At 36.2% G+C, this 13,092-nt stretch carries 13 protein-coding genes and 1 pseudogene; 2 read left to right on the top strand and 12 right to left on the bottom strand.

Annotated features, from left to right (window positions below; genetic code table 11):
• Nucleotides 1-123 precede the first annotated feature (123 nt).
• Nucleotides 124-1,383: an exodeoxyribonuclease VII large subunit gene (gene xseA, locus QZV03_RS03540; RefSeq protein ID WP_296874330.1), complete on the top strand. Its 1,260-nt coding sequence runs from the start codon at nucleotides 124-126 to the stop codon at nucleotides 1,381-1,383.
• Nucleotides 1,383-1,601 (top strand): exodeoxyribonuclease VII small subunit, encoded by a 219-nt coding sequence (locus QZV03_RS03535; RefSeq protein ID WP_296874329.1) that lies wholly within the window; start codon nucleotides 1,383-1,385, stop codon nucleotides 1,599-1,601. Before xseA ends, QZV03_RS03535 begins: the two co-directional genes overlap by 1 nt.
• Here the strand turns inward: QZV03_RS03535 and QZV03_RS03530 are convergent.
• From QZV03_RS03530 to QZV03_RS11270, 12 genes and pseudogenes are all read right to left on the bottom strand, one after another.
• A complete protein-coding gene (locus tag QZV03_RS03530) occupies nucleotides 1,591-2,604 on the bottom strand; it encodes an adenosylcobinamide amidohydrolase (protein WP_296874328.1) in 1,014 nt (337 codons plus the stop codon). The genes QZV03_RS03535 and QZV03_RS03530 overlap by 11 nt on opposite strands.
• Before the next feature lie 30 nt (nucleotides 2,605-2,634).
• The gene (thsA, locus tag QZV03_RS03525) at nucleotides 2,635-4,245 is read right to left on the bottom strand and encodes a thermosome subunit alpha (protein WP_296874327.1); all 1,611 of its coding nucleotides are present in this window, start codon (nucleotides 4,243-4,245) and stop codon (nucleotides 2,635-2,637) included.
• A gap of 352 nt (nucleotides 4,246-4,597) precedes the next feature.
• Nucleotides 4,598-5,755, bottom strand: a complete 1,158-nt coding sequence (locus QZV03_RS03520; RefSeq protein ID WP_296874326.1) for a glycosyl transferase — start codon at nucleotides 5,753-5,755, stop codon at nucleotides 4,598-4,600.
• 230 nt (nucleotides 5,756-5,985) lie between these two features.
• Nucleotides 5,986-7,035, bottom strand: a complete 1,050-nt coding sequence (asd, locus tag QZV03_RS03515; protein ID WP_296874325.1) for an aspartate-semialdehyde dehydrogenase — start codon at nucleotides 7,033-7,035, stop codon at nucleotides 5,986-5,988.
• Between the two features lie 9 nt (nucleotides 7,036-7,044).
• A complete protein-coding gene (gene dapB / locus QZV03_RS03510) occupies nucleotides 7,045-7,866 on the bottom strand; it encodes a 4-hydroxy-tetrahydrodipicolinate reductase (RefSeq protein ID WP_296874324.1) in 822 nt (273 codons plus the stop codon).
• Between the two features lie 13 nt (nucleotides 7,867-7,879).
• Nucleotides 7,880-8,773: a 4-hydroxy-tetrahydrodipicolinate synthase gene (gene dapA / locus QZV03_RS03505; protein WP_296874323.1), complete on the bottom strand. Its 894-nt coding sequence runs from the start codon at nucleotides 8,771-8,773 to the stop codon at nucleotides 7,880-7,882.
• On the bottom strand, nucleotides 8,770-9,990 hold the full coding sequence (locus tag QZV03_RS03500) for an aspartate kinase (protein WP_296874322.1): 1,221 nt from the start codon (nucleotides 9,988-9,990) through the stop codon (nucleotides 8,770-8,772). The genes dapA and QZV03_RS03500 overlap by 4 nt, the downstream gene beginning before the upstream one ends.
• Nucleotides 9,991-10,179: 189 nt before the next feature.
• Nucleotides 10,180-10,363 (bottom strand): annotated as a pseudogene (locus tag QZV03_RS03495) (30S ribosomal protein S17e).
• A complete protein-coding gene (locus tag QZV03_RS03490) occupies nucleotides 10,350-10,691 on the bottom strand; it encodes a chorismate mutase (protein ID WP_296874321.1) in 342 nt (113 codons plus the stop codon). Before QZV03_RS03490 ends, QZV03_RS03495 begins: the two are co-directional and overlap by 14 nt.
• Before the next feature lie 147 nt (nucleotides 10,692-10,838).
• Nucleotides 10,839-11,705: a shikimate kinase gene (locus QZV03_RS03485; protein ID WP_296874320.1), complete on the bottom strand. Its 867-nt coding sequence runs from the start codon at nucleotides 11,703-11,705 to the stop codon at nucleotides 10,839-10,841.
• Nucleotides 11,702-12,787 carry a glycosyltransferase family 4 protein gene (locus QZV03_RS03480; protein ID WP_296874319.1) on the bottom strand — a complete coding sequence of 362 codons (1,086 nt, stop codon included), beginning with the start codon at nucleotides 12,785-12,787 and terminating at the stop codon, nucleotides 11,702-11,704. Before QZV03_RS03480 ends, QZV03_RS03485 begins: the two co-directional genes overlap by 4 nt.
• Nucleotides 12,788-12,936: 149 nt before the next feature.
• On the bottom strand, nucleotides 12,937-13,092 hold a 156-nt coding region (locus QZV03_RS11270), incomplete at its 5' end, for a peptidoglycan-binding domain-containing protein (protein ID WP_394350675.1).

Genomic DNA, 13,092 nt, shown 5'->3' with positions numbered 1-13,092 from the left:
TAGTTCAAGACAATATTAAATATAAAACTCCCAACTAATTTTTTAAATTGACAGTTTTGTAGATTTTAAATACTATAACATTAAATATAAACAACATAGTAACAATTAAATCAAGGTGAATGTATGGAAAAGAAAACTTTCACTGTTTCAGAGATTAATGGATTAATCGAAAAGAAATTGAAGATGGATCCGAAACTGAAAAACATTCTTGTAAAGGGTGAAATCTCCAACTTTTCAACAAACCGATTTAGTGGACACAGCTACTTTACACTGAAGGACGACGGGTCTCAAATTGATGCAGTGATGTTTAAGGGCATGAAAGACAGATTCCTGAAATTCGAACCGAAAGACGGTATGCAAGTAATTGTTAAGGGCAAAATTGATGTTTATGCCCCTCATGGAAAATATCAATTGGTTGCCAACAAAATGACTGAAGACGGAATCGGAAATTTATATATAGCCTTTGAACAGCTCAAAAAGAAACTTGAAAAAGAAGGATTGTTTGACGATAAACATAAAAAGCAAATCCCTGTATATCCCAAACGCATTGGTGTTGTTACAGCTTCAACAGGAGCGGCAGTAAAAGACATCATCACAACAGTCAAAAGAAGATATCCCGTATGTAAGATACTGGTTTTTCCAACACTTGTTCAGGGAAACCATGCAAAAGAACAGATTGTAAGACAGATTAAAACTGCTCAAAACTATGATATCGACACATTGATTGTTGGTCGTGGTGGAGGAAGCATTGAGGATTTATGGCCATTCAATGAAGAGATTGTTGCACGTGAAATATTTGACTGTAAAATACCTGTAATCAGTGCAGTGGGCCATGAAATAGATTTCACAATATCCGACTTTGTTGCCGATAAACGGGCCCCCACTCCAACAGCCGCAGCGGAACTGGCAGTTCCCCAATTAAGTGAAGTGAAATTCAGGGTAAATACTCTTGAAGAAAAATTACATAAAAACATTCGAAATAAGATAGAAGAAAACAGAAGCATATTAAACAACATTTCAGAAAAGCAGGTGCTGAAAAATCCTGAAGAGGTTTATGAAATAAAAGCCATGCAATTGGACAATCTGATAAACAAACTAAACTATGCATCAAACAGTCTGATTGCGGAAAACAGAAATAAGCTATTCAGAGTGGAAAATGCCCCTATTTTAAAAAATCCTAGTGAAATGTTGAAAAGTAAAAAGGAAAAATACAATAAAAATTTAAATAAACTTGAAGTTTTAAATCCACTTTTAACATTGAAAAGAGGATATTCAATAGCAAAAAGTGAAGGAAAAGTAATATCTTCCGTTAAAGATGTGAAAGTTGGAGATAAAGTTGATATTGAACTAGATGATGGAACAATTAATACAAAGGTGATATAATGCAGGATTTAAGTTTTGAAGAAAGTCTTGAAAAATTAGAGGAAATCGTGAAAAAATTAGAAACCGGTGAAGTGCCATTGGACGATGCAATTGAAGAATTCAAAAATGCAATGGATTTGGTGAAAGTCTGCAATGAAAAATTGAATTCCGCCGAAGAGGCAATTGCCAAAATTGTCCAAGACAATGGAGAACTCATCGAATTCAACACTAACGAATGAAATAGTTAATCCAATATTCCAATATTTTCTTTATTGGATTGCTATTACTCTCTTCTTTTATTTTTAAGGCCAATTCATAAGCTTCATGCTTTTGAATCAAACCGTTTTCATATTCATCTATTAAATTCAGGATGGATGTTGTTATTGCGACATTATCCTGTTTGCGTGCATCAATCCTTAACTGCTTAATAAATTCAAACTTGTCACAATCCAACTCTTTATAAAACTCATTAATATCTAATTTAAACCTATTTAATCGGACTAAAGCATTTGATTGTGATTTTTTTGTAATCCAAACCTGTTTTGAAATAGCTTTCGGTATCGCTTCAATGATTGTGGCGGCAATCAGCTCACCCAACTTTGAGTGTTTTCCGGCATTTGTAAGCTTATTTTCAGAATCAGTATTTGAAAAAATGGCCAATCCGTCAGTTCCGGTGCCTGTAGCAAATCCATTGGAATACTGAGAAGGAATTCTTAAGTTATTCAATGCAACGGTTTTGGCTTCGGTAGCGGTCATGAATGCCTCAAGCAATGTTGATTTGTCAAGACAGACATTAGTGAGTAAAATGATGTTTATTGTACCGAAATGAAACTCGCCGTTTTCCTCCCAGTAGGATGAGGGATCGCCTGCCCTTGTGGCATTTGTCCTGACACCTGCTGTGACAACGGCAGTGACTTCAGTACCCTTGAAAGCTTTTGTGACAATGCTTACATTTTTCATCTCCGCCAAAGTGACCAGGCCGGTGGCAAATTCAGAATCAATGTCTAGATTGTTACATTCATTGATTAGATATTCGCATACATCATGGTCGACAAGATAATCAATCTTTTCCTGTGAAAGATGCTGGTTAAAAACTGATTTGTACAGGCCGTTTGTTCCGCTGTTCAATTGTGAAGTGGAAACCCCATTACGGTTTAGGGTAAAATTAATTAGAATGGTATCTTTAAGGTAAAATATTTCATCATCAAGTGATGTTTTAAAAATAAGTCTGTTTGAATACATAAAAAAAGAAAAAAAAGAAGATGTAAGAATTTACATCATTGGAGGCATTCCGCCCATTGCGGAAGGATCCATACCCATATCTTCAGGGCCTTTTGTTGATGCAATTACATCGTCGATTCTTAAAATCATTTCAGCTGCTTCGGATGCAGATTGAATAGCTTGTTTTTTAACACGTTTAGGTTCGATTACGCCAGCTTCTTTCATGTCTGCTACTTCACCAGTGAATACATCTAATCCCATGTAGTAGGAGTCTTCTTGTGCTGCTCTTAAGTCTACTAAGGAGTCGATGCTGTCTAAACCTGCGTTTTCAGCTAAGGTTTTTGGTACGATTTCTAAAGCTTCAGCAAATGCGTTTACAGCTAATTGTTCTCTTCCGGAAATGGATTCAGCATAGTCTTTGAGCTTTTTAGCCATTGCGATTTCTGGAGCTCCTCCACCAGCAACTACTTTGTCGTCTTCTACGGTTGCTGCTACTACACCGATTGCGTCTTCGATTGCTCTTACGATTTCATCTACGATGTGTTTGGTGGATCCTCTTACGAATAAGGTTACGGATTTTGCACCTGAGCATTCTTCTACGAAGATCATGTCGTCACCGGAGATTTTTCTTTCTTCTACGGTTCCAGCAATACCTAAGTCGTCTTCGGTTAAGTCATCTAAGTTGGTGATGACGCTTGCACCGGTTGCTCTGGATAATTTTTCGATGTCGGATTTTTTAACCCTTCTTACAGCTAATACACCAGCTTTGGATAAGTAGTGTTGTGCTAAGTCATCGATACCTTTTTGTGCGAATAATACATTAGCTCCTGCTGCAACAACTTTATCAACCATGTCTTTAACCATTTTTTCTTCTTGTTCGATGAAAGCTTGCATTTGAGCAGGGTCAGTGATTTTGATTTCAGCGTCCATTTCAGTTTCTTTAACTTCTAATGGAGTGTTTACTAATGCGATTTTTGCATCTTTGATTTCAGATGGCATACCTGGGTGTACTCTTTCTTTGTCTACAATTACACCTTCAACTAAGTTGGATTCTTCGACAACAGCACCATCTTTTTTCTCGATTTTAATATTGTCAATGTCAACATTACCGTCTTCTGCAACAGCTTCTACAGCTTCTACGATTAATTTTGCTAATGGTTCACGTGCTGCTTCGGTTCCTTTACCAGTCATAGCAGTCATAGCTACTTTCATTAAGGTTTCAGAATCAACATCTTCAATTGCGATTTCATCTAAGATTTCTTGTGCTTTTTCAGCTGCTTTTCTGTATCCCATAGCTATGATAGTTGGGTGAATGTCAGAGTCAAGTAAGTTTTCGGATTTTTTGAGTAATTCACCAGCAATGATAACTGCAGTAGTAGTTCCGTCTCCAACTTCATCTTCTTGGGTTTTTGCTACTTCTACGAGCATTTTTGCTGCTGGATGTTCAATATCCATTTCTTTTAAGATAGTTACACCATCATTGGTAACTACAATATCACCAAGTCCGTCAACTAACATTTTGTCCATTCCTTTTGGACCTAATGTGGTTCTTACAGTTTCAGCTAATACTTTACCAGCTAAAATGTTATTTCTTTGAGCATCTCTGCCGACAGACCTGTTAGTACCTTCAGGTAAAATAAAAATTGGTTGTCCTTGTGCCATTAATAATCACCTTTTTTTAATTTTTAAATAATTTAGATCAGTTTAATAATCAACATGAGAAAATAAGTTATAGTGTTGACAAAACCTTTCTACATAATTAATGAGTTTAAGGTTATATAAATACTTTATGGTATAAAGTAAATAAAAGTAAGAAAAAGAAAAAAGCAACAATTCACCTGAAAATTCCATGCATAAATATTGAAGGAGCGATGAATAATTTTAATAGTATCCTATCAACTACCAATATTATTAATTCTAAAACTAATTAAATGAAAAAGTGTCTTGAAAAAATAGCATAACTAAACTGACAGATAGATTGTGCTGTAAAAAAAATAAGAAGTTGAGGTAGAATCTATCTACCCTGTTTTTTCTCAAGCCTGAAAGGAGGAGTGACCTCTTGAGTTTCGTAAGCTTCCTGTTCTTCCTGCAATTCATTGAAGAATGCATTGATTTCTTCCAATCTTTTGATTTTATCCTCTTTTCTTTGAAGCTCACTTTGAAGTCTTAAATAATCCTCACGTGAAACTGTTTGCTCCTTGATATAGCGAAGTTCATTTTCACGGGCATTGATTTCATTTTGCAATTGGTTTTCGAGGTTTACATAATCCTCTTTAGGAATTGTCCTTTCTTTTAGATATTTAATTTCACTGTCCCTTGCATCAAGTTCAGTGTCGAAACGAGTTTTAAGGGAAACATAATCATCTTTAGGAACAGTACTTTGCTGAAGATTTGCAATTTGACCATCCAAAGTCTTGATTTCAGAATCAAATCTTGATTGAAGGTCATCATAATCTTGTTTTGGGATAGTGTCTTGTTTTAATGTGGAAATCTCATTATTCATTGCATTAATTTCAGATTCGAATTGAGTTTGAAGGGATATATATTCATCTTTAGGAATTGTTTGCTGTTTTAAAATGTTTAACTCACTTTTAATCTGCTCGATTTCACTTTCTTTAATGCGGATTTCATTGTCCTTAAGCTCGATTTGTTTTTCAAGTTCCAAAATTTGAGCCTGAGATTCAACATTGTTCTCCAGCTTGATAACTTTGATTTTATAATCGTCGATTGTTCTAGAAAGAGTATTAATTTGAGCTTCTTTTTCTGCAATGCTTTTATAAGATTCGTTTAATCTTTCATTAACTTCAGAAAGTTCTTTTTTCTTATAATCCCTCAATTGTTCAGCGAAATATTCCTTAATTTCATCGAGAGAGTTGTTTACATAATCAAGTTCATAGATCCTATCTTCCTGATTCTTGATTAAAATATCCTTTTCTTCCATCTGTTTTTTCAAAAGATTAATTTCGTCTTCAGCTTTGAATTTAATAACAGAAACTTCTTTTTCCTTGTCAATAATGTCTTGCTCGAGCTCTTTAATCCGTTGAGGAGTGGTATCATTAGCACGTGCAACTTCAAGCTCAGTTAGTTCAAATTTTAACTGATTGAGCTCTAATAGGCAAGACCGAATTAAAGATTGTAGTGTATCTTTTTCAGCATCAATTCCTATTTCCATTTTATCCCTTAGTTAACATTTTATCCCAATATCGAATTCAAATTCTTAAATTTTTATGAATTTGGAAACTCCGATATATTGTACAATATAATTCCTTGATATAAAATATTAATTTTATACTATTTAAATTAAACCCTTAAACTAACCAAAAAATAAAACTAAAAACATACAGAAAACAATAAGAAAAATTAGAAAAAATTAAAAAAAATAGAAAAAATAAAAGGATAAAATTAGAGTATTTTATCATTAATCAATTCAGCATTCAATATAGAAGCACCAGCTGCACCACGAATAGTGTTATGTCCAACTAATACATATTTAAAACTATTATCAAATACTGCATCTTTCCTAAGTCTTCCAACAGAAACTGCCATACCATTACCGGCATTTCTGTCCATTCTAGGTTGTGGCCTGTCGGATTCCTCTTTGACGATTACCGGATTTTCAGGAGCGGAGAATAAATTTAATTTTTGTGGCAAACCCTTAAAGTTTGACATTTTTTCACTTACATCAGCAATGTCAAAATTATCCGCCAACTCAATAAATACGGCTTCGGTATGACCATCAATAACAGCTACCCTATGACATGATGCACTCAATTTGAAATCTGCATTTACCACATCGGTTCCATCGAATTTACCCAGCAGATATAATGATTCACTTTCCATTTTTTCCTCTTCCCCACCAATGTAAGGAACAAGATTATCGACAATAGCCATTGATGGAACCCCATTATAACCTGCACCGGACACTGCCTGCATGGTTGACACCCTAACGGATTTTACATCAAAGTTATCAACAACAGGCTTTAATGTTAAAGCCAATGCGATAGTTGAACAGTTAGGATTGGTTACAATGAATCCGTCCCAGTCATTTTCCTTTTGCTGGGCATCAATCATGTCTAAACATTCTGGATTGACTTCCGGAATGACTAATGGAATATTTTTCTTCATCCTGTGTGCACTGGCATTACTTGCAACAACATAATCCTTTGCAAATTCCTTTTCAACAGTCAATGCAAAATCAGCCGGAAGAGATGAAAATACAATATCAACATCATTGTCCATTGCTTCAGGATTGGTTTCAATAACTTCAATGTCCTTAACTGATTCAGGCATGTCAGTATCCATATACCAGGTTGTTGCATCCTCATATCTTTTTCCTGCAGATCTTGAAGAAGCCGCTAAAGCAGTAACCTCGAAATCCGGATGATTTTCAAGCAATTGAATAAATCTCTGACCAACCATTCCGGTTGCGCCCAATACACCTACATTTACCATATTAAACACCTATTCTAATCCTAAAACATCATTCATACTGCTGACGATTCCTTTTTCAGCATTTGGAATGTATCTGATAGCTCTAATTACACCTGCAATAAATACTTCTCTAGTATGAGCCTGGTGTTTAAGCTCTATTCTTTCACCGTCACCCACAAACATTACGGTGTGGTCTCCAACAATGTCTCCACCACGAATTGCATGAATACCTATTTCTTCAGGAGTTCTTTTTCCAACAAGACCTTGTCTTCCATAGACTCCAACTTCTTCAGGGTCACGTTCCAATTCTTTGGCAATAACTTCAAAAGCGGTCATTGCTGTTCCGGATGGAGCGTCCTTTTTCTGATTGTGGTGAGCTTCAATAATTTCAATGTCAAAATCATATAATAATGGAGCCAATTTCTTCAATGTGTTGAAGAAAACGTTTACCCCAATAGCCATGTTTGAAGAGATGACTGCCGGAACGTTATTTTCCTTAACATTCTGAATGTTGGATTCCATTTGTTCTTCACTGAATCCTGTAGTTCCAACTACAACTCCAACACCACAGGAGGTAGCTGTTTTAATAGTTTCAACTGCAGCATGTGCAATGGTAAAATCAACCAGCACATCAGGTTTGGAAGCCTTGAGGGTTTCTTCCAGTTTTTCAGAACCGGTGATTTCAACACCCAATTCATCAATACCTGCTTGAAGTCCTGCATCTTTACCTGCCAATGGAGTGTTTGGCATTTCAATAGCTGCAACAACTTCCATGTCCTCTTGTTCTGTGACTTTTCTAATAATGCCGGAGCCCATTCTTCCTGCAGCTCCGGTTACTGCTACTCTAATCATTATAATACCAACTTTAAATTAATCCTGAATCTTTTAAAGCTTTTTTAAGCACTTCCAAATTTTCCTCTTTCATGTCAGCCAAAGGTTGTCTGAATGGTCCTGAAGGCAGTCCCATTAATCTCATTGCAGTTTTAACAGGGACCGGATTGGTTTCAATGAATAATGCTCTGATCAATTCAACCATTTCATAGTGAAGTTCCATTGCCCTTGTATAATCATCATTCAAAATACTGTCAACCATTAAAACCATTCTTTTGGCGTCAACATTAGCTGAAGCTGAAATAACACCTGTCGCACCGACTGCCATGAGAGGTAAAGTAAGGGAATCTTCACCGGAAAGGATATTGAAATCATCTTCAAGTCCTTCATGAGTCAATGCTCTGTAGATGTCTGATACTTTATCAACACTACCGCTGGCTTCTTTTACAGCGTCAATACCGTCAATTTTAGCCAATTCCACAATTGTGTCAACATCCATGTTGAGTCCTGTACGGGAAGGCACGTTATAAGCTATGAGCGGAATGTCGGTTTCATCTGCAATAGTTCTGTAATGTTCAATTACCGCATGCTGTTGCGGTTTATTATAGTAAGGAGTGATTAATAATGCTGAATCTGCACCTGCATCATCTGCATACTTTGTTAATGATAAAGCTTCAGAGGTAGCGTTACTTCCTGTTCCGGCAACGGTTTCAACCCTGCCGTCAACCTCATCAACCAAAATATCAATTATTCTTTGGTGTTCCTCATGGGAAACGGTGGCTGATTCACCAGTTGTGCCCGCACCGACCAGTCCGGTAACGCCTTTGTCGATCAAATAATTAATGTTTGATCTAAATCCTTCCTCATCAATCTCCAAATCTTTAGTGAATGGAGTTACCATTGCAACGTAAGTTCCTTCAAAATTCATTCTAAAACCTCTTTAATTAATTCACGTGCTTTTTCACCATCTTCCCAGTTAACGAATAATACAACTGCTGTTTGTGATGAAATAATTTCGACAATATTGATTTCATTTTTTCTGAGTGGTTCTGTAATATCTGAAATTATACCTGGAGTGTCAATAATATCAGGGCTTACAAATGTAATCATTGCTGTGTCTCTACCTAAGGATAGAGAGCTTAATACATCAGTTTCAATTACTACTTGATGCAATAAGTGATATGCCTTGTTGGAGTCGGATTTTTCAACGAATGCTGTGATTGAATTCTGACCTGCAGAAATACCGAAGATATTGATATCTGAATCTGCAAGTTTTCCGGACAGGTTAGCTATCAAACCGGTTTTTTTAAGCATTGCTTCTCCAACGATTGCTATAAGTGAAATAGGATTCTTATACTTTGTTACGCATTTCATCATATCTCCCTCAAATGGACCTACAATACGAGTACCATTTACGGACAAGTCTCCGTGAGCGAAATTGATAATCTTTGCAGAAATGGATGGATCTTTATATTTTAATGCATGAGGGTGCAGAACCTGTGCTCCATGAGTGGCCAAATCCCTCATTTCCTCAACTGATATCTGTTCCAGCAATTCGGCCTCTTCAATTTTATTTGGATCAGTTGACATTACACCTTCCACATCTGTAACTATTACAACCTCATTTGCATCGAGACAATGACCTAAAAGGAATGCGGTGATATCACTTCCACCTCTTCCAAGAGTGGTGACCTCCCCGCTTGGACCCTGTCCTAAAAATCCGCAAACAACAGGTATGATGCCCTGGTTAACTAAATTTCTGATTCCATCGACTTTCTTTTTGGTTGTGTTGAAATCAATGTTCGCTTCAAGGGAATGGGAATCGGTCACTATTGGCCACAATTCATTATAAGGGTCGATATATTCAGACTTAACACCTAATGCTTCAATAGTTGCTGAGAATAATCTAACACTAGTTAACTCACCCATAGCCATAATCTCTGCCTTCTGTTTGTCAGTTAAACTAGAGCCAATAGCTTCATCAGATAATCCAATAAGTTCATCAGTAGTCTTGTTTACAGCTGAAACAACAACTACAACCTGATTACCTTTCATATACTCATTTACAACGGCCTGCGCCGCTTTTTTAATCCTGGAACCATTACCTACCGAGGTTCCACCAAATTTTGCTACTATCAAATCCATTAAGTTCACCTATTTCTATAAAGTATTAATTGAAATTTTGTTTTAAGTATTAACTAAACAAAATATTCATATATATTTTTATTTAACCGTATTAATATACTTTAATTAAAAAATCTATAGTATTTTCAAAAAAATATTAAATCAAAAAAAAAAGTTATAAAAAAAGAGTAAAAAAAATATGTAGAAAGCTTAGTCTTGGGTTTGTTCTAACCTTACAAGCCTTGTAACATATCCAGCAATTTTATTTCTTAAATGTTTAGTACTTACATACTAATTTTTTGTTTTCTTCAAAATCAGTAGTGAAAACACCTTTGTGAGTTTCAATAAGTTCTTTTGCTAAACGTTTAACAAATGAAGTTCTAATATTGCCCATCATCATTCCTCCTTAAAATTTCTTTTTGCGCATTTTTACTTAAAATAGTCAGCATACTTACTATTTGATCAATAATATCAACGTCAAGATTGTTTTCCTCAGCCATTCTCCTTATTTTTTCGTGGATTGCATCTTCCCTGCTTTTATCATAAACTGGTTTTCCAAGATAATCTTTAGAAAGTACAATGCCCATTGCAAGAGAAGTTCTCTCGGAAATCAAATCAAACAATGCGTTATCAATTTCATCAATACGTTTTCTAGATTCTTCGAGAAGTATTTCCGCCTCTTCTTTATTATTAAAAGATATTATTTTGTCATTACTTTTCAAAAAATCACCAAATTGATAATAATATAATTTATTAAAATCATAGTATATAAACTATTGCTTAATCAAGATATAATTACATGAATGGTTTTTTAGAAAATTTTTTAACAAGATAATCTTTGAAAAATGTCGAGTGAAACAAGACCAGAATTATAGTATCCTGCATCCCACATTATCCACTTCTGTTTTAATTACACGACCTTCATATTTCATCCAGGCGTCCTTAACCTCATCAATTGAATTTTCATCAACAACCGCAAAAAATGCGGAGCCTGTTCCGGACAATCCTGAAGCCAATGCCCCACAGGAGAGAGCATCAATGGCAATGGATGTATTGAAGCCCAGAGCTGATGAATAAATAAGACCGTTTAAATTGATTGCCCTGAAATAATCCTTTTTGCATGCAAACTCATATGCGGTTTCAACCAAGGGCGCCATTACCTTCATGCGCCCAACATCCGAATCCCCGGATTTTGAATGGAAATCCGGCATGTAAATCAAGAGGTCATAATCATCCATCCTTTCCTTTATGACAAATTCCCGGTTCCCGTTATCTGTTACGACAACCCCTCCGAAATAGGATGCAGTTGCATCATCAAATGATCCGGTTATTGTAACGCCCGCTTCAAGTGATGCATCAATCGCCAAATTCACAACTTCCAAATCACTTAGCCTTTCCAAATCAAATTCCTCGGCAAACATTTCAGAGACTACCTTAACGATTGCATTGGATGAAGCGCTGCTGCTTGAAAGGCCTGAAGCCATAGGCAGACTTGATGTTGTCTTCAAACTGACTCCAAAATCATCCTGATTAATATCATAATAGCTGAAAACCTTCTTAACACACAGTTCCATCAATCCGGTATCTGCACCAACGTCATTGCTGCATTCAATGCCTTCAGAAATGGTTTTGGCATCACATTCAATATCCAAACCTATGCCGAAAGCGGATCCGAAGCCTGTTGCGATTGCATTGATTATGGTTGCAGAACCCGGTGACCTTACACTTTTTTTCATTGTTTAACCTCATCATATGGAATATCGACTGTTGAAAAGTCCAAAGCCCTGTTTCTTGCATTCATGGACAGGACCACTCTGAAATTCTCATCAAGAATCATTTTGTCAATCGCATTGGCAATGGAAGTTACGTTATTCGGATCTACAAGCAAACCCACATCATCATTGATGATTTCTGTTATTCCTCCGACATCACTTCCGATGACAGGCTTTCCGCAGGCCAATGCCTCTATCAAAACCAGTCCGAAACTTTCTGAAAATGACGGAAGAACCAGAACGTCACAGCTCGGAATGATTTTTTCGACATCGGTTCTTGAGCCTGTAAATATCACATCAGGAATGTTTTCCTCCTCAACCTTTTTTGTAAGTTTCTTGTATAAAGGTCCGTCCCCGACAACAACAAGATAATAATCGCTTTTTGTAGCTTTTTTGGCTTCCAAAAGGGAATCCACATTTTTCCTTTTAATCAGGTTGCCGACAAACATTACAATCGGCTTGTCCAGCAGGCCATATTCCTCTTTAAAGGAACTGTCATTTTTTGGAGAAAACTTATCGATGTCAACGGAATTCCATGAAAGCTTGATTTTATCCGCAATACCCACAACACCTGTTGCAACGATTTCATGCATCAGCGCATTGCTTACTGCAAAAACCCCGTCAGCATTCTTCAATACGTCCCTGATTGTTGAACGGATCAAAGGCTGTGACTTGTATAGCTCAAACATGTCGGAACCGTGGGCGGTCACATAGGTTTTTATGTTATGCTTATTTCCAACCTCTACCGCAGCGGCTCCTGCAGGAAAGAGATAATGTCCGTGAATGATGTCAATGTCTTCCTTTTCCAGGAGATTTTCCAATGCCTTTTTTGCATTCTTTTTAAACATCAGTCCCCTTACGCCGGGAACATTAATCCCTCGGGTTCCAATTACATGTATTCCGTCAATATCCTTGAGTTCCTTGTGGGGATATGTTATTACATAGACTTCATGACCCTCTTCAACTAATTTTTTTGACAGGGTGTGAATATGAACCCCCACTCCTCCGAAATGCGGTGGAAACTGACCTACCATAGCGATTTTCATAAAAATAAAACTCCAAAATTATTATGTTAATATTTAATTAAATTATTGTTTAAATAATTAATCAAATTAATTAAAAATAAGAGGTTAACAGATAACAATCAACAGACTAGTTTTAAAAAAAAATAAATATAAGGAATTAAAATCCTTATTTAAATTATTCCAAGTTTTTTGGCAGTCTTTTCATCAACCTTACCGGTCACTTTCAATCCTTTGTCATGCTGGAACTCCTTGACGGATCTTTCAGTGCAGCTTTGGAACTTGCCGTCAACCTTAAGGTAGTGTCCTTTGTATGAGAGGTAGTATCC

The sequence above is a fragment of the uncultured Methanobrevibacter sp. genome (assembly GCF_902788255.1).
Classification (GTDB): Archaea; Methanobacteriota; Methanobacteria; order Methanobacteriales; family Methanobacteriaceae; genus Methanocatella.
Note: the sequence above shows the minus strand (reverse complement) of the source record. Positions and strands in the feature narration are given on the sequence as shown.

Bases quoted from the DNA above. Each gene is read 5' to 3' on its own strand.
- xseA (WP_296874330.1), top strand. From the start codon at position 124: ATGGAAAAGAAAACTTTCACTGTTTCAGAGATTAATGGATTAATCGAA.
- QZV03_RS03535 (WP_296874329.1), top strand. From the start codon at position 1,383: ATGCAGGATTTAAGTTTTGAAGAAAGTCTTGAAAAATTAGAGGAAATC.
- QZV03_RS03530 (WP_296874328.1), bottom strand. From the start codon at position 2,604: ATGTATTCAAACAGACTTATTTTTAAAACATCACTTGATGATGAAATA.
- thsA (WP_296874327.1), bottom strand. From the start codon at position 4,245: ATGGCACAAGGACAACCAATTTTTATTTTACCTGAAGGTACTAACAGG.
- QZV03_RS03520 (WP_296874326.1), bottom strand. From the start codon at position 5,755: ATGGAAATAGGAATTGATGCTGAAAAAGATACACTACAATCTTTAATT.
- asd (WP_296874325.1), bottom strand. From the start codon at position 7,035: ATGGTAAATGTAGGTGTATTGGGCGCAACCGGAATGGTTGGTCAGAGA.
- dapB (WP_296874324.1), bottom strand. From the start codon at position 7,866: ATGATTAGAGTAGCAGTAACCGGAGCTGCAGGAAGAATGGGCTCCGGC.
- dapA (WP_296874323.1), bottom strand. From the start codon at position 8,773: ATGAATTTTGAAGGAACTTACGTTGCAATGGTAACTCCATTCACTAAA.
- QZV03_RS03500 (WP_296874322.1), bottom strand. From the start codon at position 9,990: ATGGATTTGATAGTAGCAAAATTTGGTGGAACCTCGGTAGGTAATGGT.
- QZV03_RS03485 (WP_296874320.1), bottom strand. From the start codon at position 11,705: ATGAAAAAAAGTGTAAGGTCACCGGGTTCTGCAACCATAATCAATGCA.
- QZV03_RS03480 (WP_296874319.1), bottom strand. From the start codon at position 12,787: ATGAAAATCGCTATGGTAGGTCAGTTTCCACCGCATTTCGGAGGAGTG.